At 63.5% G+C, this 22,271-nt stretch carries 21 protein-coding genes; 2 read left to right on the plus strand and 19 right to left on the minus strand.

Annotation, left to right across the window (positions count from 1 at the left end):
* Positions 1 to 51: 51 nt before the first annotated feature.
* The 4 genes from J3A64_RS23360 to J3A64_RS23375 all read right to left on the minus strand — a co-directional run bounded on the left by J3A64_RS23360 (position 52) and on the right by J3A64_RS23375 (position 2,547).
* The gene (locus J3A64_RS23360; RefSeq protein ID WP_210066481.1) at positions 52 to 519 is read right to left on the minus strand and encodes a hypothetical protein; all 468 of its coding nucleotides are present in this window, start codon (positions 517 to 519) and stop codon (positions 52 to 54) included.
* Positions 520 to 780: 261 nt separating this feature from the next.
* Positions 781 to 1,005 (minus strand): hypothetical protein, encoded by a 225-nt coding sequence (locus J3A64_RS23920; protein ID WP_286363964.1) that lies wholly within the window; start codon positions 1,003 to 1,005, stop codon positions 781 to 783.
* Positions 998 to 1,681, minus strand: a complete 684-nt coding sequence (locus tag J3A64_RS23370) for a signal peptidase I (RefSeq protein WP_210066482.1) — start codon at positions 1,679 to 1,681, stop codon at positions 998 to 1,000. Before J3A64_RS23370 ends, J3A64_RS23920 begins: the two co-directional genes overlap by 8 nt.
* 257 nt (positions 1,682 to 1,938) lie before the next feature.
* A complete protein-coding gene (locus tag J3A64_RS23375) occupies positions 1,939 to 2,547 on the minus strand; it encodes a TasA family protein (RefSeq protein WP_210066483.1) in 609 nt (202 codons plus the stop codon).
* 315 nt (positions 2,548 to 2,862) lie between these two features.
* Between J3A64_RS23375 and J3A64_RS23380 the strand changes: the two genes are divergently transcribed.
* Positions 2,863 to 3,063 carry a hypothetical protein gene (locus J3A64_RS23380; RefSeq protein ID WP_210066484.1) on the plus strand — a complete coding sequence of 67 codons (201 nt, stop codon included), beginning with the start codon at positions 2,863 to 2,865 and terminating at the stop codon, positions 3,061 to 3,063.
* A gap of 83 nt (positions 3,064 to 3,146) precedes the next feature.
* Positions 3,147 to 3,560, plus strand: a complete 414-nt coding sequence (locus J3A64_RS23385; RefSeq protein ID WP_210066485.1) for a hypothetical protein — start codon at positions 3,147 to 3,149, stop codon at positions 3,558 to 3,560.
* A 389-nt stretch (positions 3,561 to 3,949) separates the two neighbouring features.
* On the opposite strand, the gene J3A64_RS23390 is transcribed toward J3A64_RS23385, so the two are convergent.
* From J3A64_RS23390 to J3A64_RS23460, 15 genes are all read right to left on the minus strand, one after another.
* Positions 3,950 to 5,395 carry a pilus assembly protein TadG-related protein gene (locus tag J3A64_RS23390; RefSeq protein ID WP_210066486.1) on the minus strand — a complete coding sequence of 482 codons (1,446 nt, stop codon included), beginning with the start codon at positions 5,393 to 5,395 and terminating at the stop codon, positions 3,950 to 3,952.
* Entirely contained in the window at positions 5,383 to 5,838 is a 456-nt protein-coding gene (locus tag J3A64_RS23395; RefSeq protein WP_210066487.1) for a TadE/TadG family type IV pilus assembly protein, read from the minus strand. The genes J3A64_RS23390 and J3A64_RS23395 overlap by 13 nt, the downstream gene beginning before the upstream one ends.
* 16 nt (positions 5,839 to 5,854) lie before the next feature.
* On the minus strand, positions 5,855 to 6,736 hold the full coding sequence (locus J3A64_RS23400; RefSeq protein WP_210066488.1) for a type II secretion system F family protein: 882 nt from the start codon (positions 6,734 to 6,736) through the stop codon (positions 5,855 to 5,857).
* 12 nt (positions 6,737 to 6,748) lie between these two features.
* Positions 6,749 to 7,699 (minus strand): type II secretion system F family protein, encoded by a 951-nt coding sequence (locus J3A64_RS23405; protein WP_286363974.1) that lies wholly within the window; start codon positions 7,697 to 7,699, stop codon positions 6,749 to 6,751.
* Positions 7,700 to 7,704: 5 nt separating this feature from the next.
* Complete coding sequence (locus J3A64_RS23410; protein ID WP_210066490.1) at positions 7,705 to 9,150, minus strand: CpaF family protein; 1,446 nt, start codon at positions 9,148 to 9,150, stop codon at positions 7,705 to 7,707.
* Entirely contained in the window at positions 9,147 to 10,340 is a 1,194-nt protein-coding gene (locus J3A64_RS23415) for an AAA family ATPase (RefSeq protein ID WP_210066491.1), read from the minus strand. Before J3A64_RS23415 ends, J3A64_RS23410 begins: the two co-directional genes overlap by 4 nt.
* Positions 10,337 to 11,065, minus strand: coding sequence for a Flp pilus assembly protein CpaB (gene cpaB / locus J3A64_RS23420; protein ID WP_210066492.1), 729 nt, complete (start codon positions 11,063 to 11,065; stop codon positions 10,337 to 10,339). The genes J3A64_RS23415 and cpaB overlap by 4 nt, the downstream gene beginning before the upstream one ends.
* 144 nt (positions 11,066 to 11,209) lie before the next feature.
* Positions 11,210 to 11,425, minus strand: a complete 216-nt coding sequence (locus J3A64_RS23425) for a Flp family type IVb pilin (RefSeq protein ID WP_210066493.1) — start codon at positions 11,423 to 11,425, stop codon at positions 11,210 to 11,212.
* Between the two features lie 1,352 nt (positions 11,426 to 12,777).
* Positions 12,778 to 13,431 carry a hypothetical protein gene (locus J3A64_RS23430; protein ID WP_210066494.1) on the minus strand — a complete coding sequence of 218 codons (654 nt, stop codon included), beginning with the start codon at positions 13,429 to 13,431 and terminating at the stop codon, positions 12,778 to 12,780.
* 270 nt (positions 13,432 to 13,701) lie between these two features.
* On the minus strand, positions 13,702 to 14,091 hold the full coding sequence (locus J3A64_RS23435) for a hypothetical protein (protein ID WP_210066495.1): 390 nt from the start codon (positions 14,089 to 14,091) through the stop codon (positions 13,702 to 13,704).
* A 137-nt stretch (positions 14,092 to 14,228) separates the two neighbouring features.
* The gene (locus J3A64_RS23440) at positions 14,229 to 15,659 is read right to left on the minus strand and encodes a UDP-glucose/GDP-mannose dehydrogenase family protein (RefSeq protein ID WP_210066496.1); all 1,431 of its coding nucleotides are present in this window, start codon (positions 15,657 to 15,659) and stop codon (positions 14,229 to 14,231) included.
* Between the two features lie 40 nt (positions 15,660 to 15,699).
* A complete protein-coding gene (locus tag J3A64_RS23445; protein ID WP_210066497.1) occupies positions 15,700 to 16,935 on the minus strand; it encodes a nitrous oxide reductase family maturation protein NosD in 1,236 nt (411 codons plus the stop codon).
* On the minus strand, positions 16,932 to 18,977 hold the full coding sequence (locus tag J3A64_RS23450) for a right-handed parallel beta-helix repeat-containing protein (RefSeq protein ID WP_210066498.1): 2,046 nt from the start codon (positions 18,975 to 18,977) through the stop codon (positions 16,932 to 16,934). The genes J3A64_RS23445 and J3A64_RS23450 overlap by 4 nt, the downstream gene beginning before the upstream one ends.
* Complete coding sequence (locus J3A64_RS23455) at positions 18,974 to 20,161, minus strand: glycosyltransferase (RefSeq protein WP_210066499.1); 1,188 nt, start codon at positions 20,159 to 20,161, stop codon at positions 18,974 to 18,976. The genes J3A64_RS23450 and J3A64_RS23455 overlap by 4 nt, the downstream gene beginning before the upstream one ends.
* Before the next feature lie 810 nt (positions 20,162 to 20,971).
* Entirely contained in the window at positions 20,972 to 22,270 is a 1,299-nt protein-coding gene (locus J3A64_RS23460) for an ABC transporter permease (RefSeq protein ID WP_210066500.1), read from the minus strand.
* Position 22,271 lies beyond the last annotated feature (1 nt).

Below are 22,271 nucleotides of genomic sequence, written 5' to 3' on the forward strand. Positions count from 1 at the left end.
CGCAAACGATGCGATCGTTGCGATCTTGTCGGATCAAGTCGGGGTCTGTGATCAGGAGCAGTTCAGGGTGCCGGTAAGCGGTTGGCCGGCCCAAGTGTTCGTGGAGTTGGGGACTTTGTAGTAGCCGCGGATTTGGTAGGTCCACGTCCCGGAGAGGTTGCTGACGCTTTGGATGCCCGAGTTGTAGGACTTCCCGGCTGTTTTGCTCAAGTCTCCGGTGAACTGGACGACGCCGTCGGGGTCGATGACTTTCAACTCGTGGTAGTTCGCATGTCCCACAGGGGTGAAGGTGCCAACGCTGATCTTTGCCTGGCCCCACCAAAGAAGGGAATCACAGGACTTCGTCACGGCAACCGTGTTGGCTGCCGGCGCAGGAATCCGGGCCGCTGTAACGGCCATGGAACCTGTCTCGGTGTCGTTGAACTTCGCGTGGGCCGGTGAAGTCTGGACGCCCATCAGCAGGAGTACCGCGGCCATGATGATGGCCGGTACTCGCCAGATGATGCCCTTGCCCTGCATGCGCGTGGTCCCGTTTCCGTAGCGTGATGGTCTGCTTCCAAGTGTGCACAAGCGGTCTCAGGAATGACCCCGGTGAACACTCAAGGTCCGCTCAAGAACCAGGAATTGCCCGTCGGCTCAGGGCGGTATGGGCCGCGTCGAGGAGTTCGGCCTGTGCTGCCACGCACCGGGATCCGGCCTGCCGCAGTGTCGGGAGAGTTTGGGCGGCGGCGTCGTGGCGGTGGTGACGGATCAGGGTTTCGATCGCAAGGCACTGCTGCTCTATTTCCAGGGCGCCGACCATGCTGAGCTGATCTTCAGGCTGAGCACCGCAGTTGCCGTCTCGTCCGTGTCCTGGTCTTCAAGGGCGTGGGCGATCCGGTCGGTGCGGCCGGTGAGCATGGCCAGGTACTTGGTGAGGAACTGCCGTGCTGGTTCCGGGTTTCCGAGTTCTTCGGCGAGAGCCCGGAGCCTCCCAGAGTCCAGGTCCGCGCCATGGTTAGACACCACTGGCCGCCTGTCCCCCTGCGTCTTCCTCGGTGGAGGCTTCGTTGGGGTCTTTGGTCCAGATGGAGGCGAGCATTCCGATGACCAGGATGGCCGGGGCGCCGTACATGAGGGTGTTCATGACGATGGGTTCGCGGAGGGTGCGGATGGCGTTGCCGACGTAAGGGATGGTGGCGACCTGCTTGTCCACGGTGGTGCCTTGGAGGGTGGCGATCCAGGGGTCGATGCCGTTGTTCGCATCTCCCTTGGTTTGTACGGCGACGCCGCCGTCGGCGGTGGTGGTGATCTCGATGATGCGGTGGGTTTCCACCCGGTGGTCCTCCACAGGGATGTGGTAGGTGATGACGTCGCCCACTTTGATGTCCGTGATCGGAGTCGGGACGGTCACGACGACGTCGCCTGGGTTGATCAGCGGCGCCATGGAGCCGGTCAGCATGGTTGAGGTTTGGTAGCCAAGGACGCGCGGGCCGATGGCCAGCATCAAGAACGCCAGCGCCGCAAGGATCAGCATTCCGACGCCGAGACCCCGGAAGGCCTTCCCTGCGAAACGACGAAATGTATCAGTGGCCGCTGAGGGCTGCTTCACCGCGGCGGTCTTGATGGTCTGCGCGGATTTCGCATTGGCGGAACGTCGGCCGTGGAGGGCGGGAGTGGTGATAGTGCTCAGTGCGCTCATGGTCCTGGCGCTCCTTCCGAGGTTGTTCGTTGACGTTCTGGTTAAGAGTCTGGCCGGCCGGGCTCAAGGCTGGAGGCGGGAAAGCATCAAGCTTTGCTCAATACAAAGGACCGCCGGATCTGATCGGGCTGGGGTGGAGAATCCGATCAGACCCGGCGGCGGGTCTGGCCGGAGGCCCGGCCCGGGTAAGGGCAACACGGGCGGGGCCTCCGGGGTCTTGCATGGGTGGCGGTCCGGGGACCGTCGCGCAATGCTGGCTATTTGGTGGTTTCGGTGCGCTGGGTGCCGGTGAAGGCGAACGCGACGGTTGACGCGGCGCCTTGGAAGTCGTTGTTCGCGGTCGCCGGCAACGCGGTGGTGACCTTGAGGTTGTCGGTTTTGGCCGAGGTCAGGGAGGTCAGGTTGTTCAGGACCTTGTTCGCCGCGATGACCGGTCCGGAGGCCAGGACGGTGGTTTTGGTTCCGGTGCAGTTGTAAGGAGCTGCGGAACCGGTCCAAGCGACACTGCAGTTTTCGATGGTCAGCTGCAGGCCGTTGGCGGCGTCGGTGGTGAGCAGGGAGCCGGTGGCGCCGGCGGAGGTGGTGAGGGTGACGTTGTTCAGGTCGGAGTTGCCGGTGTTGGCCAGGGTGACGAGCTTTTCGACTTTGTCGCCGGGCAGCAGGCCGGTGACGGGGACGTTGAGGGTGTTGGCGGGGCCGGGAGCGCCCAGGGCGATGGTGACGGTGCCTGCGGTGACGGCCTGGGAGGCGGAGGTGGAGGAGGTGAACGCGCCGTAGGTGCCCATGCCGGCGACGGCGGCTGCGGTGCCGACCAGTGCGACGGAAGCGAGGATCTTGCCGGAGGTGGTCTTGAGGCTGATGGCCATGGGGATCAGGTTTCCTTTCAGGTGGCCACCGTGAGACCGGCCGGCCGTTTCATGTCGGCCTCTCTGGCTGACAAGAACTACTCTGCCGGGGCAGAATCAAGAACCCATCCTGTGTTCGGTCAACAGTTCCTCAGGAAACCCTCAAGACTCCCGCACTCAGGTGAACCCTCGTGCCACAGCTGTGGACGCGAGGTGACGTGGAGGAATACGGCGGCCATCGCAGTGCTGTTGTCAGGCGTATCAGCCTTGCGCGCTGGAGTTTTGGGCGCGTCGGTCCCCTCGACAGCAGAATGCCTACAGGTTTAACGTGGCATCATGAGCGGCACGCCGGACGGCAAGGAAGTCCCAGCATCCGGGGAGGAACGACTACAGGCTGAGGAACCTCAACAGGCTCCTGAGGCGGATCCTTTACTGAGACCCGAGATGCCTCTGGGGCCCGACGCAGATGATGATCCAAGCGCCCCGGATGCAGAGGACATGCACCGTCGTGGTCCGGACGATTCACCGTTGGGCTGAGCGCACCGGTGAGGAGCGACACGCCACCCTATGATTGGCTTCCGGGACTTGTGTCCGGTGAGCATCGTCCGATCAACGGGGCAGTGTGCTCATTGGATTATGCCGAGGTGTATCCAAAGGGCGTATTGGCGCACGTCAGCATTCGCATGCGGGGAGTCCATGACAGGAATCGGCACGAGAGGGCGACGCGGGATATCGGGGCCGCACTTCAGAAATCTCCGCTGTCTGGTCCGCGGCTGGTTCTAAAGCAGCCTGGATTCATCAACGCTTACGCCACCGTGCTCGGCTTCGATGAGCGTGGAGGTTTCTGGTCGCTTACTTACTGGTTTATCCACGAACCCCAGCCCAAGGATGCCCAGCTTCACTTGACGTGGGCGAAAGTCGGCATTGACGTGACGTTTACCGTGCCCGCCGAGCGCATGGCTGCCGCTCTGGAGAGTATTGAGAGCCTCAGGGAGTATCCGTGGAGGGTTCAGGAAACCGAGAGTGGGCCCTAGGAACTAACGCGGGCGGGCGTTCAAAACGCTACGAGGCCGTAGGGTGGGGGTCCGGCACCCGGACGTGAACGCACGGCTGGGCCTATTTGCTTGGCGGTCACGCTGTGGGGAGCGGTCGGCCGGGAAGCCCGCCGGTGGGGCTCCAGCGGGCTTCCTTCGTGAATACACCCTGTTTCGAGGCTTACGCCACGTCCTGTTTGTACCCGATCGCGGCCGTTTCAAACACGACAGTCATCGTTCGCTGTAGAGAGGTTACAGGCCGGGGAGGTTGGCTCTCTTTGGGGGCAGACCCCCTCCCGGCTCTGGGTACCGGAAGGGGGCCCTATCGGCCGCCATGGTCTGGGATCCACGAACGACCGGTCTTGAGGCCGCGCGCTAAAGGTCGCGGATCATTCGGGGAGTCTGATCAGGCGGGAGTTGGTGCTGATGGCGTTGACGGCGGAAGCGAAAATCGGGCCCATCTCCGCGCCCGTCGCTGCGCAGAAGAACATGTCCCCGTCGCCGTTCTCTGCAGCCCGTGAGGCCGTGGATTGGCAGTCGTTCGATGCGGTGCTCGGCACTCCGGGTGCTTTTGGTGAGGCCGCGGCGGCCAGAACGTCGCGGACAAAAGACGTGCTTCCTCCGTTGCACCGGGCGAGGTTGGCCTCTCCGAAGGACACGGTGATGATCAGAAGGCCGTGCTCCTTGGCCTTTTTTGCAACGTCGATCAGGTTGTTGCAGGCCACGGTGCCGTTTGTGTTGCCGATATCCGTTGCCGTGCCCAAATCGGTTGAGCCGGAGATGTTCTCCTCATTTGGTTGGCCGTCCGTTTCCAGGATGATGGCTTTGCGGGCCGGGGTGGACCGGACCGGCAGAGTCCCCAGATTGTTGGGGGTCAGGCCGAGGACGTATCGGGCCGCGGATTTCAGCGGGGCCGCGAGGTATGTTCCAGTGCTTGATGAATTCAGGCAGGTCAATCCGCTGACCAGGGGGCTGCTGGTGTTCAACGGAGGCACCCCGCCTGGTGTGGCCGGGGTGTTGGTGTAGTTGTTGGTGAAGGGTACCGGGAGCCACGGGCCGGTCGTCTGCGAGGTGGATGGCTTGGTGATGCAACTGCCAGGGGTGGTCGCGCTCCGGCCGATAGTGCCCAGGGCAACGTATTGCTGCTCCTTGGTCATGGTCTGCAGGGTGCTCTTGATCCCGGCAACCATCAGGTTCCGGTCGGCGTCGCTCATACTGCCCGTGCGGTCGGCGACCATGACGATATCCATGGGGTTGGGGATTTGGGTTCCGCATGATCCTTTGCACGCGATCGCGGACAGCGCTCCGGTGTTGCCGGTGTTGACGCCGATCACCGGGGCGAAGGCGAACGGGACATCTTTGGTGGCGGTGACGATGATGGTGTTGCAGGTTTTCGTGCCGCCCGGAACGCAGGGGATGGAGCACAGGGTTTCGTTGCATATCGCGCCGGCGGTGGCGCCCGGGTCGCAGACGTTGGGGACCTGCCCGGAGGCCACGGTTTTCGATGCCCCGGTGGACGCGACGAGGCAGCGGAAGGCGATGGTCGGGTCGGCCTGCGGGTCGTTGCTTTTTGCGTAGGATATGGCCGCGGTCTTCGCCGTGGTGGGATCGTTGGGAAGCGAACCGGCGCCGGCCAGGGCTGCGGCGTCCAGGGCGTTGCTCAGATCCTGTCGTTCGTAGGCGAGCTTTCCGAAATCCAAGGCCAGGGCCAGCGCCGCGAACAGGAGCGGGACCAGCAGGGCGAAGATGACAATGGAGCCACCGCGTTCAGGGGGTTCCGCTTCGGCGCTCTTCCTCGCCCAGGCAGATGCTGTGGCTGTTGTTATGCCGCGCATGTGCCACCGGTCCAGTTCTTGGCATCGGAGGTTTTCGTTGCGGTGCCCTCCATTTTCATGACGTATTTGGTGTCGAAGTAGCCGTTGAGCATCCAGGAGAAGAAGCCGCTCACGGAGCGCTGCGGGTATCGGAGGCACACCACGAGCTTGCCCGGGGCGCCGCCGGCGGTGTCGACAACGAACTTGGATTGAATCTTTGCTGCCTCGAGGTTTCCTTTGGCGCCGGTGACAGAAGCGATGACGTCACCGTTGGTGACACCCTGGCGGGCGCCTTCGCGTGCTGCCGCCTGCAGGCTGATGTTTTCGCTGTAGGCGACGCCGAAGTCGATGACGCCCAGCAGCATGGACAGCAGTAACGGTACGATGATCGCGAACTCGACGACGGAGGCTCCACGCTGCGGCTCATCGGCCGGGTGGTGGCACCGTTTCGGTGACGTGAACATGACTTCCTCCAGACCTTCAGCGGCCAGCGAACGTGGCGATTGCGTTGAGTATTGCCGGGCCAAGAATGATGATGAACAGCGGCGGGAAGATGAACAGGAGCAGGGGAAAGATCACCGCGACGGGAAGTTTCATGGCTTTCTCTTCGGCCCGCTGCTTTCTCTTGATGCGCATTTGCTCGGCTTGGGGTTTGAGGATCCGGGCGATGGCCAGCCCTTGGATGTCCGCCTGAACCACGGCGCCGACGAAACTGCGAAGGTCCGGAACGGTGGACCGTTCGGCGAGGGCCCGGTAGGCCTCGCGGCGTGAGCGTCCCGCTTGGATGTCCTGGAGGGTGCGGACGAGTTCATCTGCCAGCGGTCCGCTGCCGCTGGCACCGACCCGTGCGACGGCGGCTTCGAACCCGAGCCCTGCTTCGACCGAGATCAGCAGTTGGTCCAGGACGTTGGGCAGGTCGTTCTCGATACGGGCCTGACGTTTGGTGCCGTTGTTGTAGACCAGCAGATCCGGCAGGAAGTAGCAGCCTGCCGCCAGGGCCAGTGTCAGGAACATCCCGGGTGCTGAACGGCCGCCGCCGAGGAGGAGGGCCAGCAGGCCTCCACCGAGGGCGGCGAGGGGCTTGAGGGTCAGCAACCGTTCCAACGGCATGGAGGCTGGCCGTCCCGCCTTCGCGAGGGTCTGGTCGAGCCGGAGGATGTAGGAGTTCGGTGTCAGCCTGCGGACAATCCGAGTCACCAGGGTCGGTCCGGCGGGCGTGTCGGTGCTTTGTCGTGGGGCGGCGGCTTGGAGTCTGGTGCGGATCAGTCTGCCGGAGGCCCGATCCACCGATATCAGCGACCAGGCGAAGTAGGACGCGGGCAGGACGACCGCGGCGATCATCAACCATACGGGGGCAGGCATGATGTCCTCTCCTTAGAATTCGATCTTGACCATGCGGCTGATCCAGAAGGAGCCGATGGCCATCATGATCACGCCGACGATAATGAAGATCCAGCCAAGCAACGACTGAAAGAGCGTTGCCATGTATCCGGGGTTCACGACGTTGATGAAGATGGCAACGACGAACGGCAACCCGATCAGGATGAAGGCGGAGAACTTCCCTTCCGCGGCCAGCGCACGGACCTGCCCCTTGATCTGCGAACGTTCCCGGACTGTCTCGGCCGCGTGGTCCAGGACACCGGCCAGGTCGCCACCGACTTCACGGTTGATCTCAATGGCCTGGCTCAACCATTCGAAGTCTTCGCACTTCATCCGTCGGCCGACCTCGGCCATGGCATCGGAAACCGGCCGGCCTACCCGGTTCTCGTTGACGATGCGGGCGAGTTCTTCCGACATGGGGGCGGGCATTTCCAGGCTGGCGCTGTGCATGCTTTGGGTGATGCTGTGTCCGGAGCGCAGGCTGCCGGAGATGGCCCGGAGCATGTCAGTGAGTTGTTCGCTGAATCGTCTGCGTCGTTTTCCGGACCGGGTGGAGAGGAACAGCCACGCCAACACGGGGGACAGGGCAGCGAACAGGACACAGAGGAAGATTCCTCCGACGAGGAAGCCGCAGATGCCCAGGACGAAGCAGCCGGTGAAGATCAGGACGAGGAACTCGGATGGTTTGATGGCCAGGCCCGCTTCCTGCAGGGCGTCTTTGCCGAACAGGCCGCGGCGGCGCTGGCCGACGCCTCGTTCAACGGTGGCGACCGTGGCGTCGGCCATCCTCGTGATGACGGATGCCTCGATCTCAGCGTTCGTCGTTGGCCTGCGCCTGGTAACGGCGATGTCCTGGTAGCGGGGCCGAAGCGTGACGAACAACAGGAGCGACAAAGCCACGAGGATGGCAACTGTGCCGCCGAGCAGGGTCAGGTCCGGGGCCATGGTTCTCACCGGCCCATCTGATGTTGCGGCATGAAGGCCTCTGCCGGTAGGTAGATGCCCATGTCTGCGAGCTTTTCGACGAAGCGCGGGCGAACACCGGTGGCTACTGTTTTGCCGATGAACCGTCCCTCGGCGTTGACTCCGGCCGCGAAGTCGAAGGTGAATGCGTCTTGCAGGGTGACAACGTCGCCTTCCATGCCCAGGACTTCGGTGATGTGGGTGACGCGCCGGGTGCCGTCCCTGAGCCGGCTCAGCTGCACGATCACATGCACTGCGGAGGCGATCTGCTCACGGATGGCGCGCAAGGGCAGTTCCATGCCGGCCATGAGCACGAGTGTTTCCATCCGGGCGATGGCGTCGCGGGGGGAGTTGGAGTGGACCGTGGAGATGGAGCCGTCGTGGCCGGTGTTCATGGCCTGGAGCATGTCCAGGGCTTCTCCGCTGCGGACCTCACCGACGACGATCCGATCCGGTCGCATGCGCAGGGAGTTCCGGACCAGATCGCGGATGGTGATGGCGCCGCGGCCTTCGATGTTCGCCTGCCGGCTTTCCAGACGCACCACGTGGGCCTGTTGGAGCTGCAGTTCCACAGCGTCCTCGATGGTGACGATGCGTTCTTCTTCCGGAATGAAGGAAGAGAGCACATTCAAGAGGGTGGTCTTTCCCGTTCCGGTGCCTCCGGAGACGATGATGTTCAGCCGCGCTTTGACACATGCGTCGAGGACCTGGGCCATGGCCGGGGAGATCGAATCGAACCTGATCAGGTCCTGCACTGTCAGGGGCACTGCTGAGAACTTGCGGATGGTCAGCGATGGGCCGTCCACGGCCAGGGGTGGGATCACTGCGTTGACGCGCGAGCCGTCCTCCAGCCTGGCATCGACCAAGGGGGAGGATTCATCGATCCGCCGCCCGATCCTGGAGACGATCCGCTCGATCACGCGGCGCAGATGCGCGTCGGAACTGAAAGTCGTGCCGGTCGGATGGAGCCGCCCGGCCCGTTCGACGTAGATGCTGTGGGCGCCGTTGACCATGATTTCGGTGACGAGAGGATCGTCGAGCAGTTTCTGCAACGGTCCCAGGCCCAGGACTTCGTCGACGATTTCGCGGATCAGCCGGCGCCGTTCGTCGGGCGTCAGTGGCACCTGTTCGTCATCGATGAACTCGCTGAGGGCCTCACGGACCATGCGCCGGACGTCGCCCTCATCGAGTCCGGAATCGGTGATGCGGCCACCCAGGCGGCTGGTCAGTTCTTCGGCCGCCCGTTTCTTAATCCCGGCCAGTGCGTCGGTAGTGATCTTCACCGACGCTCGTGCCAGTTGTTCCATTGGGCGCACATCGGCGTCACTGCCGGCGCTGCGGGGAACTATGGGTGTCTCGGTTACCGGTCCAGCGGGTGCGCCCGGTGTGTCGCCGGGGACTCGGGTGGCTTCCAGCCGGGTGATGATGCTCATGACACTGCCATCCTTCGCCGTGAGTTCCTGACACCGGCGCCCGTCGCACCGGTGGCTATCTTGGCCACGAGGGAGCCGAGACCTTTGCTGACGGGGTCCCGGCGGCCGCTTTGGAGCATCGGCACACCGGCGTTTGTGGAGAACGGGACGGCGCGGGAATGGGGCAGAACCAGGTCCACAGGGAAACCGACGGTGGCCTCGATGTCTTTGACGGTCAGGCCGCTGCGTTTGTCCGCGAAGTTCAACACCAAGGTGCTGGACGGTGGCATCAGATCGAGCTGGCGGAGGACCTCGAGCCCGTGGTTGAGGCCGCGGATGGAGGGGATGTCCATCCCGCAGACCCAGACAGCGTCTGTCGCCAGTTCAAGAACTGCCAGGACGACGTCCCCCAACCCTGGTGAGGTATCGAGGATCACGAAGGGAAATTCCAGGGACAGTTGATTTACCAGCGCTGCGACCTGGGCCGGGTCGATCAGGTCAGCCTCGGCCGGTCGTAGCGGTGCGCACAGGGCGTAGGCGCCGCTCGGGTGAGGGGCCAGGAAGGCCTTGAGGACCATCGCGTCCGTGGCTGCGGATCCCTGCACCGCATCGGTGATCGTGTGGGCAGGTTCGAGCCCCAGTCCGGAGGCGACATCACCGAACTGCAGGTCCAGGTCTACGATGACGGCCCCCATCGGAGCTGTCCGGGCCAAGCCGATTGCGAGGTTCGTGGACACGGTGGTCTTCCCGACCCCGCCCTTGGGCGACATTACCGAAACAATCCGGCCCCTCCGGTTCCCTTCCGGGGCATCAGTCAAGGCGGTCTGTTTGCGGTTCAGGGCGGTGTGGGCTGCCCGTTCCAACGCCACGGACAGGAGATGGTCATCAAGGCCCGGATCGAGGATGTCGCGGATGCCGGAGCGGAGCGCTGCAAGAGTCACCTCGGCGGTGGAGGGCGCTGCCAGGACCACGACGATGTCCGGATACTCGACGTCGAACGCGGTCGCCAGGGCGAACCACCGCTCGAGGGGGACGTCCGGGCCGAAGACGATGACGTCGGTGGGCCCGCCGGCGTTCCGACTCAAAACGTCGGCGGGAGTTTCATGGGCGGCCAGCCCGTGGAGGACCTGGACTTCGTGGCGGGAATCCAGGGACACGGTGAGCCGTTGTTCGAACCCGGTCGAACTTGTCAGGGCGAGGAAGCGGCTCATTGGAAGATCCCTGCCGTGCTGACCGTTGTTTTCGGGCTCTCAGGGGTCGTGGCCGATTGCTTGGTCAGCCAGATGTTCCCGACCCGGGCGCTCAGAATGACTTTGGCGGCGTCGGTGGAGGTGCGTGCCAGCGTCACGAACGATGCGCCGCTGGGCACCGAGGAGGTACCTTCCACTGTCGTGTCCGGCGGGGTGGGAGCCTGCTGGATTGCCGTGACCAGGACCTTGTCGAACACCAGTTGGGTGCTGGCCATCTGGGCGTTGTTCGGGTCCGTTTGCGTCACAAACAGCCCGACGAGATCCCCTGCGCGCACGGTGCCGCCGACCACGCTCTCCGGTGGCAGCAAGATGGTAACTTCCTGCATTCCTTCCGGCACCGGAACGGCGCCGGGCATGATCCGTTCGGTCGGGTCAATGAGCCGGCTTCCCAGAAGCTGCTCACCGGGTTCCAAAGCCACGGACGTGACCTGGCCGCTTGCGGTATCAAGCGTCGTCAGCGCCCCGTCCGCCTTCGCGGCACTGGGAACCGATCGGATCTGAACCAGGGAACTGAGTTCCTGGACGCTCGTCCCGGCCGGAACGGGCTTGTCAACGACAACAACATCCACCGGATCCAGGGACGACTGTGCCCGCCGGTCCGCGTTGGAGACATAGTTCACCAGCAGCACAGTCCCAACAACAGCCAGGACGAGCGCGGCGATGCCGCCGATTAATCGCGATTTCATGATTACTTCCTCACCTTGGATACCCCTCAACAGCGTGGAGGTCCGCCGGTCCGCCCAGACGTCCGGTTTCGCTCCGTGTTAACGTCACTGCCGGCCGTCCAGGTTGGGGCGGACAGCCGGCAGTGAGTTTGGCGGTAGCCTGCTTTAGCCGGCCGGTACTGCCTTGGGGGCGACCTTGCCGGCGATGTCGGTGAAGGCGGTGTTCAGGTGTCCGCCGAGGATGCCGACGGCGCCGATGATGACGACGGCGATCAGGGCGACCATGATGCCGTATTCGACGGCGGTTGCACCCTTTTCGGAGGCGAAGCGTTCCTTGACGCCGGCGACAAAAGCAATCATGTTGACCATAAGAGCGTTCATTGTAAATCCTTCCCAGAATTTTGTTTGCAGTACCGAGGTATGTGTTCAGCACATCATGTTGATCTGCTGCGAATTCCGGATCTCCCGTGATGCTTTTTTCGGGTGTGGAGTTCGTGAAACAAGAATTGCTTGAATCGGGAATAGTGCAACAGCGTAGCGGTACTCAATTTTCCGCAGGCGCCTTCGCTCCGGGTACCTGCTCCGCAATTGTGGTGTACTCAGTTTTCCCTGAGTACTCGGCCGGACACTACTTGGAAAGAAAAGTAGTCTTAGCAGTTTTCGGGGCGTTCCCGGTTGCGTTTCAGGCGTGTACGTGAGTACCCGGGCTGGAGGGACTCCGGCGGGACAGGTCGACCCTCGAGAATCCCTTTCGGGCTGCAGGATGGCCGGAATGGCAACTAATCGCACCTTTATCATCAGCATCCTGAGTGCTGTCCAGTCACAGGCGTCACCGTGGTAACGGGCTGTCAAGGGCAGTTTTCCGAGTAGTCCAAGTACTTCAGGGCTGCTCCCACGGTCAGAATCTGTCGCAGGGGAGGCGAGCGGGCATAAATTTCTGAATGAAAGCCCACTTCAGCGCGCGAGGAGAAGCAACAAGGACCTTCCCTCCGGTAATTGGGACGTGTCGGACCGGTGTGGATATCCAAAGGTCGCTGCGCCTCCACCGCTGCGCCTGTAGCTGGTGGCAGGAGACTGGATGCCGCAGGCTATCGGCGTTCCGGGTGCCACTCCTGGCCACCCGTGGCCTGTTCCGGAAGGCAGCCCTGGATCGTTCTCCTCGTGGCGGTGGTGGCGCATCGTGGAAAAGATAGGAAATGAGAAAACCGTATCGGACCGTAGACTCAAGAATTCATCAAGATTCTAGATGGCGCTTGACTTTCGTTATTGATTTCGGTTCCGGAAGATCAAAGAGGACTTACCGCAAACAGCGGCCTTGCGCAATTTGCAATTTATACGCGCAAGGCATCAGCGGTCTTTACGGCGAATAAATCTACGTCGAGAATGCGAACGTGGTCGCAAGGCAATGAATGCCGTGAGGCGCATCTGCTGGCTGGCCAGGGTCCCGCCTGGGAGCGGTTGGGCTGAGTTGTGTGCCAGTGGGGCTTCGGGTCTCGTGGCGGTTTGGCCGTGCGCGGCGCTCGAGTCCGGCAGCTACCGCGCCGCCCCATGGTCATTCGCCTGCACAGGATCCTGGACAGCATGAAGATGGCCCATTACCGCACATGGCCTGGTCATGAGGATGATTCGGCCCCGGTCCGCCGGCAAGGGCAGCTTGATGGGATGTGGGCGCGTCTGGGCGAGCTGGCACGGGCCGGGGCTGCCGCCCCCGCAGCAGCGCCGGGGTCGGCTATTTACTCTGCGTCGAGCAGCGCCGAGAACGCAGTGCCTTTGGTTGGCGTTTGAAGCTGTTGGACGCGCTGATGGGAGAGGCCGAACGCCGCCGCCAGCTCCGGTCCGGTGATGCCCTGCGCGGTCAGCGTTCTGATGGCTTCGCGTCGCTTCCGGGCGGCTGCTTCAAGGAGGCGGGTTCCCTGGTCCTTGAGATCGACGGATTCCTGCCAGGCCTTCATGCCTGGATGGGCGATGTTGTAGCTGATTTCGATTTCACAGTCCGCCGGTTTCTTGCCGCTGGCGGCGGCAAGCTGCTGGGTTATCCGTCGTTTGGCGGTGATCAGTCGTTCGCCCGTAGTGGACACACCGTAATCGGCGGCGGTCAGTTCCCACTGCGAGTTGGTCCACAGCGCAGCAACAGGGATCGGCGCGGAGGGTGACGATGTGCTCGTCGTGTCGTTGGGCCTGGTTTGGGCGCGCAGCCAGTGAGCCAGCCGGGCGGCGTCGTAGCGAACAGGGGTGCTCGGCCCGCCGGCACGTAGGTCGTTCGGGGTGTCGTTGAGCGCGTCTGCGGCTCGTTTGAACGCATCGATGCTCAACGCCGCCTGCCGCGCCGCCCGTCGCAGGCTCAGCGCGGGGGTGTTCCCTGCTGGTTCGTGATGCGCACCTGTCATTCTTCCCCCTTTGGGTCCGCCCGCCCTTCGGTGTCACGGTCTACGACTCCGAGGATATCGCGTCAGCAGGCACGTCCGCGTCATGATAAGGAGCGGCGACAGATGCCGCGGCCCGGCCGGCAGTCATGATCACGCCGCCTTCGTGTTCCGGTGATCCTGTTCCCTTCCGGGCGGTGACGTGACGTGCCTGATGGTCGGATGGCACGGCACAGGTTCGGGGGGGCGGGCGCATCGTCCCCGCCGTTGACGGTAGGTTCCGCGATGGTTCGTTCACACTGCGCAGAAGGCCCGGGCGGCAGCGAGGACGCGGTGGGCTGCCTCATCCGTTTCGCCTTCACGCAGCAGTTTGGCGGGCGGTTGGTCATCCAGCAGAGGATTCATGCCTTGGAACCAGGCCTGAACCACTTCGGGGGAATTTGTTCCGTTCAGCAGGACGGCGATGTGGTAGGCGTCGCGCAGGACTTTGACGACGTGCTGGGACGGGGCGCGTTCCTTGGCGATCCATTGCCTGACGGCTCGTGTTTCCTTGACTGAGCCGATGTAGGCCACCAGGCGTTGACCCAGCAGACCACACAGGGCATTGATCACGGCGGCTGCGTCAAGGACCATGGCCTCCCGGTAGGCGAGGATTCCGATCTCCGTTGATCCTGGTGCGCTCATCTCATCTGTCCTTTTTCTGTATCGAACGAGCTCGGGCAACGGGCGCTGCCGGAGCTCTTGAGCTTCCCCCTTGGATTGTGTGGCGGATCCCCGGCCGTCACGTGAGGCGGCGGCCGGGGATCAGACAGGATGGTGCGTTATCCGGCGTTTTGGGCTTGCAGCCCGTTATTCTCGAAGTCCAGGAACGTGACCGTGCCGGTGTGGGAGGGGCGGCCAAGGGCACGGTAGTCCCAGCCGGCGGCCCGGTACCTCTCAGCGTCGAGGGCGTGCCGGCCATCGACGATGCACCGCGAGTCCACTAGCGTAGCCAGGTGATACGGGTCCGCTGCCCGGAAGAGATCCCATTCGGTGAGTACGGCCACCACGCCTGCGCCGGTGACGGCTTCTTCGAGCGACCCGGCGTAGGACAGGTCCGGGTAGCTGCGGCGGGCATTGGTCATGGCCTCGGGGTCGTAGACGGTGACGAGCGCACCGGCCTCGTGCAGCATGCGTGCCACGTCCAGGGCGGGCGCGTCCCGGATGTCGTCCGAGTTCGGTTTGAAGGCCGCCCCCAAGCAGGCGACTTTCACGCCAAGAAGGTCGCCGCCGGCGAGTTCTGTTACCAGGTCCACCGTACGCTGGCGGCGCCGCCTGTTGATTCCATCGACTTGGCGCAGGAATGCCACGGCCTGGCCGACTCCGAGCGTCTGGGCCCGGTGGGCGAAGGCTCGGATGTCTTTCGGCAGGCACCCGCCACCGAAGCCCAGTCCTGGTTTGAGGAACCGCCCGCCGATTCTGTTGTCGTAGGACAGGGCGTCGGCGAGGTGGCTGACGTCGGCACCGGTGGCCTCGCAGACTTCGGCCATGGCGTTGATGTAGGAGATCTTGGTGGCGAGGAAGGAGTTCGCGGCAACTTTGACCAGTTCTGCGGTGGCCAGGTCCGTGCTGACCACGGGGGTTCCGGCGGCAATGATCGAGGTGTAGCAGGCGGCCAGCTGCGCCCTTGCCCATGCCGAGGCGGTGCCGAAGACCAACCGGTCCGGTTCGAGGGTGTCCATGACGGCGAAGCCTTCGCGCAGGAATTCGGGGTTCCAGGCCAGTTCCACGAGGGAACCTGCCGGGGCGGTGGCGTGGACGAGTGCGGTCAGCCGGGCAGCGGTTCCGATGGGCACGGTGGACTTGCCGACGATGAGGCACTTACGGTGCAGTTCCCTTGCCAGGGCGGTGACGGCCGCGTCGACGTAGGTGAGGTCGGCGGCGTCGGAGCCTTTGGCTTGGGGTGTGCCGACGCAGATGAAGTGCACGTCGCCGTGGCCGGCGGCCAGTTTGACGTCGGTGGTGAAGCGGAGCTTCCCGGCGGCGAGGACTTCGCGGAGTTTGTCCTCCAGTCCTGGCTCGAAGATGGGCAGGTTCCCGGCTGCGAGGTGGTCGATCTTGGCTTGGTCGACGTCCAGGGCGATGACGTCGTAGCCGAGCAGGGCCATGCAGACGGCGTGCGTGGCACCGAGGTAGCCGGTGCCGACAACGGTGATTTTCGGGTTTTCAATGACGGAAGGGTGGGCTGATGCGATGCTGGTCGGCTGGTACATGGTCGGCCTTTCTCGAGGTGCGTGGGGTGCGTGGGGTGCTTCAGGGGGTGCAGGGGATGTTGCTCAGGCCCTTGGCGGATCCGGTGAGCGCGTTGGTGCAGGACACGGTGTTGTGCAGTGGCGGCCAACTCGCGATGCCGTATCCGGATCCGTTGACGGTTCCGGTGTTGCCGGCGAAGTGGTTGTAGTCGCCCCAGTCTTGAAGGATTTGGTGGGTTTCGTAGCCGTTTTCCGGGGAGTTCTGGCCGTAGTTCGCTTCAATGGTCCAGGCGTTGCCTTTGACGTTGATCCAGGCTGTCGCGTCCGTCATGGAACTGCCGTCGAAGCGGTTACCCTTTACGACGCCTCCAATCGTGCCTTCCTTGATGTCGATGCTTTCGGAGGTGGTGGCGGAGATGTCGTTGTTGGTGATGACGTTGTAGTTGCTTTCGTCCGCCGTGCAGTTGGTGTAGGTGCACCAGTTGCTCACGGCGCTGCCGATGTAGATTCCTTCGCCGAACTTGGCATTCCGGTGGCCGGTATCGCTGATGACGTTGCCGATGACCAGGTTGCTGCTGGAGTTCGTCCGCAGGTGGATGGCCTCATCCCCGGTGCCTGTTACGGAAAGGTTCTGGATGACGGAGCCGTTGCTGGAGTCAGCGACGAGGCCCTTCTGGCCGTTGCGGATGGTGAAGCCGGACAGAACCCAGTGGCTGGCGCCATCGAGGTGGAAGACATAGCCCTTGCTGGTTCCTCCGCCGTCCAGGACGGCGTTGCGGCCGCCGCACAGGTAGATCCGTTGGGAGGCGGTCCCGGAAACCGTGGCGGAGAAGTGTCCCTCGTAGACTCCGTCGGCGAGCTGGATGACGGTGCCGGGGGCCGCTTCCGCGAGGGCATCGCTTAGCTGGGTTGCCGTGCTGACTCTGACCGTTGCTGCCGGACACGTCGCGGGTTTGGCGGCGGGAAGCGGCCCTTGCCCCGGCCGGGCAGCCAGGGCCGCTTGGCTCATCGGGGCGTCGCGGTTCACTTTCCCGGTCGCCGAGCCGCTCGGCTTGGGCCCGGTGGACGTATCCGCGGCCTGTTCCTGGTCCTCGTCCGTATCCGTTGCTGAGGTGCTGCTGGTGGGTCCGGCGGCCGGTGTCGCTGTTTCGGCGGGTGCTGGTGTAACCGCCCAGGTGGAGGCAGTGAGCGGTTGTGGTTTGGGAATGGCCAGGATGATGGCACTGACGATGGCGATGAGTGCGACGACGGTCATGGCACCGGCGATGATCCACGGGACCGCGGTACGGCGGGTCACGTTAGTCCTGCTTCGACGTGGCCGCGCTCGGCCGGCCGGAACGACCCGCCATCGGCGTGGGCGTCTTGTGCTGCCCGGCGCCTGGGCACGGTCCTGGGTTGTTCGGCCGGTGGGACAGTGTCGGCCGGTCCCAGCGAATCCGGGCGGATCTGCATCGGGTCCAGGTCGGTGAAGGCGCTCATCGGTGCCTGATCGGCGTAGGGATGCCGGATCGTGCGCTTGAGCCGCCGCCCGCGCAGGGCGGTGAAGACCAGAATGAGGGCCAGCACCGTCCACAGGATTGTCAGGGGCTGGAAGAAGGAGGCCAGCATCTGCCAGAACGATTTCGTGAACGTCCATTCGGCGGTGGTGTTGTTCGACGAGGTGGCGTTCTCGGCGCGTTTGAGGTCCACGGCGCTCGGACCGCTCCCGGAGATGATGTTAGAGCGCACCGTGATGGTGGCGGCGCCGAGCGCGGAGATCCCGTGATTGCTGATGCCGGTCAGGTTGTTGCTTTCAACGTCCGCGGCGGCATCGCGAAGGTAGACTCCCACGACGCTGTCCGAGACGGTGTTGTTGGTGACCTTCCCTCCCGTGACGCCATCTCGAAGGGCAATGGCGTGCATGGCCAGACCGTCGAGACGGTTGTCATCGACCGTCACCCCGGAGGCAGCATCCTGGGCGACAATTCCCATCACACTGTCGGAGATCGTGTTGGAACGGACCGTGGTGCTGCGCCCACCGCGGATTTCCAGGCCATAGTGGCTGTTGCCGGTCATCGTGCTGTTGATGACCACGACGTCATTGCCGTACGAACTGATCGACGTTCCCGTCGCGGAGGGACCGGTCGCCAAAGGCCTGCCGTCGATGTAGATACCGTTGCGTCCGTTGAATTCAGAGATGTCCGTGTCCAAACGGACCGAACGGATGGAGCGTGAAAGCCGGAAACCGTCCAAGGCGCTGTGCTTGGCTGTGGAGTCCACGATGGTGGCGTTGGAGACGTTCCGGTGCAGTACGAACCCGTCCATCCGGCTCTTCTCGGCGGTGACGTTGTGGACGCTCACGCCGATGGCATTGGCCAGGAACAGTCCGTAGACATTGTCCGTGATCTGCGTATTGGTCACCGAGGCGGTGACGTAGCTGAAGTCGGTCTGGGTGGAGTTCTCCTCCAAGGACGGGACGATGTCGCTTGGAAGCACGGCGCCCGGCACGGGTTCTGCAGGAGCTGCGTCCGTGACCTGGGGGTGCTTGCTGTTCTTTGAGTGGTGCTTGATGACCGCGGCCCCAGTGCCGGTGATGGCACCGGTGATGGGACGGTCGGAGCCTGTCATGGACAGCCCCCCGGTCCGGCCGCTCCAGAATCCCAAGGATTCAAAGGACGCGTGATCGATCACGACGGTGCCACCGATGGAACGGATATAGGCGCGCCCGTTGTCGGTGATTCCGCGGGGGCTGCTGTGGTCCGTGTCCCAGCTGGTGACCGTGACCGGGGCGGTGGGGCTGCCGACGACGTTCACGCGGCCGCCGTAGTTGACGATGGACACGAATTTCTGCGCGGAGCTGAACATCTTGATCGTCAGCGGTGTGGGCCTGCTCAGGGTCAGCGTCGCACCTGATTCGATGACGATGTTTTCGCTCAGGAGGTAACTGCCGTCCGGTTGCCTCACGAAAGTCTTGGGGGCAAGGGACAACAAGTCATCAAGGGTGTAGTCCTTGGCCCGTGCCGTCAGGACCAGCGTGTACCCGGTCCCCGAGGCCACCCTGTAAGGAACGTTCAGGCTCGCGCCGGTCCATCGCGCAATCGCGGCCTGCGTCCTGACCATGACCAGCCGCTGGTCCTCGCTGACCACCAGTGCCGCTTCGCTGGTCGGGTCGCCCGAGTAATTGCTGCCATCGGTGACCTGAGGTGTCAGATCCGTGTCGCCGTCGGTGCCTGCCGGCACGCCCGCAGGAACACCTGACGGGGTTGCCGAGGGTGCCGCGGGTAGCGAAGCGGAGGCCATCGGAGCGCCGACCATGACCAATCCTACGGCGAGGACCATCGCTTTGGTGAGGTTCCTCATCGTGCCTCCGCAGTGGTGAGGGTGGACGAGTTCTGACCTGCGCCGCCGGTGGCATCCTCGGACCGGGTCAGCCACCCTTGTTTGTTCATGGTGAAGAAGGCATAGGTCTTGATGGGTAAGGCCACAACGATGACCATAAGTGCCAGCAGCGGCAGGAGGAAGATCTCCCAAGGGTGACGGGAGAGGTGGGACCAGCCCCGGATCCCGCGGCCCAAAAGCAGCCAGCCGACGGTCATGGCGATGCCGATGCCGGTCAGTTCCAGGCGGCTGAAAATCAGGTATCCGATGGTGACTCCCATCGTGACCGGTGTGAGTAGGATCTGCAGTACGGTTACCTTTGTAACGAACGGGACCCGCCACAACCAGCCCTTCTGCACGGCCGTGAGGTAGCAGCGGTACGAATTTCTGCTCCACCGGACGCGTTGCTTGATGAAGGCGCTGAGGGTGTTGGGGAACATGGACATCGCGCGTGCACTGGACTGGTGGACCGTCTTGAATCCGGCGGCGAGGACCAGCCACGTCAACCGGCCGTCGTCACCGGCAATGCAGCGCCGGCCCAGGAAGAACTCATCCTCCAGGTTCGGCAGCAGCGGCAGGACCACGGAACGCCGGTACGCGGCGGTCCGTCCGGACAAGCACGCCACCGCGCCCGCGGCTCCCATGGCCGGGACATAGTTGTAGTAGCGCAAATTGATCATCCAGTCAGCGATGCGGCGCCAGACGCTGGTGGTGCGCTGGTATACATTCTGTTGGGTGCCGACTCCGCCGACCGTTGGATCGGCGAACGGCATCTGCACCGCGGCCAGGAGCCCGGGTTCCCAGGCCGTGTCCGAATCGACCAGGACGAGCACTTCGCCCGTTGCTTCGCGGATGCCCCTGCTCAGGGCGGATCTTTTCCCTGCGTGGCGGAACAGCACCGGTTTCACGGTCGGATCACCGAGGGCCTGGATTCGTTCATATGCTTCGGTGTCGCGGGCGTCCAGGACGATGATGATCTCTGTGGGTTCCTGGTCCAGCCACGAATCCAAGCACCGCAGGAGGATGTCCGGGTCTTCGTGGAAGGAGGGCACCACGACCGATGTGGTGGTGGAGAAGTCGTTGACGGTGGGGCGGGCACGGTTGGACAGGACGACGCGGTAGAGCCAAAGAGCCCACACCACGAGCCCCGCCAAGGCGATCGGCATGAACTTGGTCCACTGTGAAAAGTCTCCCGGTACAAGCTGTACGGAGGCTACGACCGGGCCAGCGAAACTTGCCGCTAGCACGGGGAATCCCGGAGGAAGCACGGTGTGAATACCGTGTGATGGTGAGGGGGACTGCTGGAAAGCAGGTGCATGGTGGTGCTCTCTCTCGACTGGACGTAATCTCCGGCTCCCTCAAGCTATCGACGGCCTCGACCCGCTCACCCGAGTACCGGGTACCCCTCTTTCGGGGGCTCTTTCAGGTCTGTCTACGCGGGAGTACTCGAAAAGTCAGTACGCTTCCGACCTGCACCTACTTGCATTCACCCGATGGCTACCTGTCTCTTACTTGGATGACTACTTATGAGGGGCACCCGCAAACTATGCAATCCCTGCAGCGAAAACTTTGGAATGCCAAGGGAATCACAAGGTATTCACCACGAAATTGCCACACCCTGAGCAGGGAAAAACGAGTAGAGCCGCCCGGACACTATCCGTTCGAGTGGACCGCCCTTAGATCGGCCACCGGCACACGAACCTATTGGTCCTGCAGCCGCAGGTCGCGAGCCGGTGGACAGGATCGTCTCATGGGCTGCACCGGCCGGGCTACCTGGCCTGATCCCTGGTGCTTCTTCTGGAATCCAACTTCCAATGGCACCCGGCGAGTGACCAGACGGGACGCTGAAAGGGCGAAGCGTGGCGGATCCTCCGCTGCCGGGGGACGAGGTGCTGACGCGCCACACGCTGTAGGGTGCGGGGCGGGTAAAGACGTGAACGCATTGGCACCATTTCCCGATGCTCCAGCCGGAATCCCTACTTGCCGGTGAGTTCGGGGGGCCGGCGTCGGAGTGTTCCGGTGATGGAGAGTTTGCTGGAGTATTGGATGGAGCCGTACCGGAACAAGTGGACCGCAAGGCGCAGGATGAGGATCCCCAGAACGAAGAGCATGGCGATGATGACTATCGCTTCTCCGGTTGCCAGGGTTCCGAAGCCGTTGCGGAGCATGGCCGTGACCGGGGCCGAAAGCGGGAAGTACGTGAACACTTGCACAATCGGTGCGCTCGGGTCGGACAGGATCAGGCTGATCGCGTAGAACGGGACGAAGATCAGGGCCATGAGCGGGCCGAAGATGACGCCGGCTTCCTTGGCGGTGGGCATGACCGCGCCGATGGCGACCAGCACAGCGGTGAACAGCGTGAATCCGGACAGGAGCAGCAGGGCCCCGATGATCAGCGGGCCGGGTTCGAACGTCAGGGTCGACAGGTCGAAATCGGGCATGGAGAGCCGGTCGCGGAAGAAAACGTAGCCGATGATGACCGGGGTCAGGAACACTGAAATCTGGACCAGCCCGATGAGGAACAGGGAGATGATCTTCCCAACGATCAACGTCGTCGGGTTCAGGGTGGTCAGGATCATTTCGGTAACCCTGTTTTCCTTCTCTTCAAGGGTGCTGTTCAGCATCTGGCTGGAGAGCAGGAGGATCACCACATAGAAGAGCAGCAGGAACATCAACGGTGGCAGGGCGGAGCCGAACCCGCCGGAAACCTGCCCATCCCGGAACGTCTGGGTCTGGACCTTCACTTCACCGCTGGCGGCGGCCGTGAGCTCGGGGGAGTTGATGGTGGTTTGCGCTGCGACGGCCAGGAGCTGCTTGGCGACCGCTTCGTAGGTGTTGTTCGCGAACACGCCCTTGTCCGCCCCGTAGACCTGGATGGTGTCGGTGGCAGGGTTGGCCGGGTAGTCGAAGTACGCGTCAGACGTGCCGGCCCTCACGTCAGCCTGCGCGGTGTCCGGGTCAGGGGCTTTCTTGCCGCCCATGGCTGTGGCCGTGGCTTCGGGGATGATGCCGGAGGCGTCCGTGTAGGTGAAGTTCAGGGATGCGTTTTTCTGGGCCTGGGCGGACGCGGAGGTGGAGGTGTTACTGGCGAAGATCAGCACGAAGATGATGGCCATGACCACGGGGATGGCAAGGGTGGCGATCCAGAACCGGGGCTTCTTGACGGTGCGGCCGAATTCGAATCCGACGACGGTGCCCAGGTTGTGGCGGCTCAGCGGGGACCGCTTGGCCGGGGAGGGAGCAGTAGTGGGGGAGGGCTTGGTGGTTGTGGTCATC

The sequence above is a fragment of the Pseudarthrobacter sp. PvP004 genome, from assembly GCF_017876035.1.
In the GTDB taxonomy this organism is placed as follows: domain Bacteria; phylum Actinomycetota; class Actinomycetes; order Actinomycetales; family Micrococcaceae; genus Arthrobacter; species Arthrobacter aurescens_A.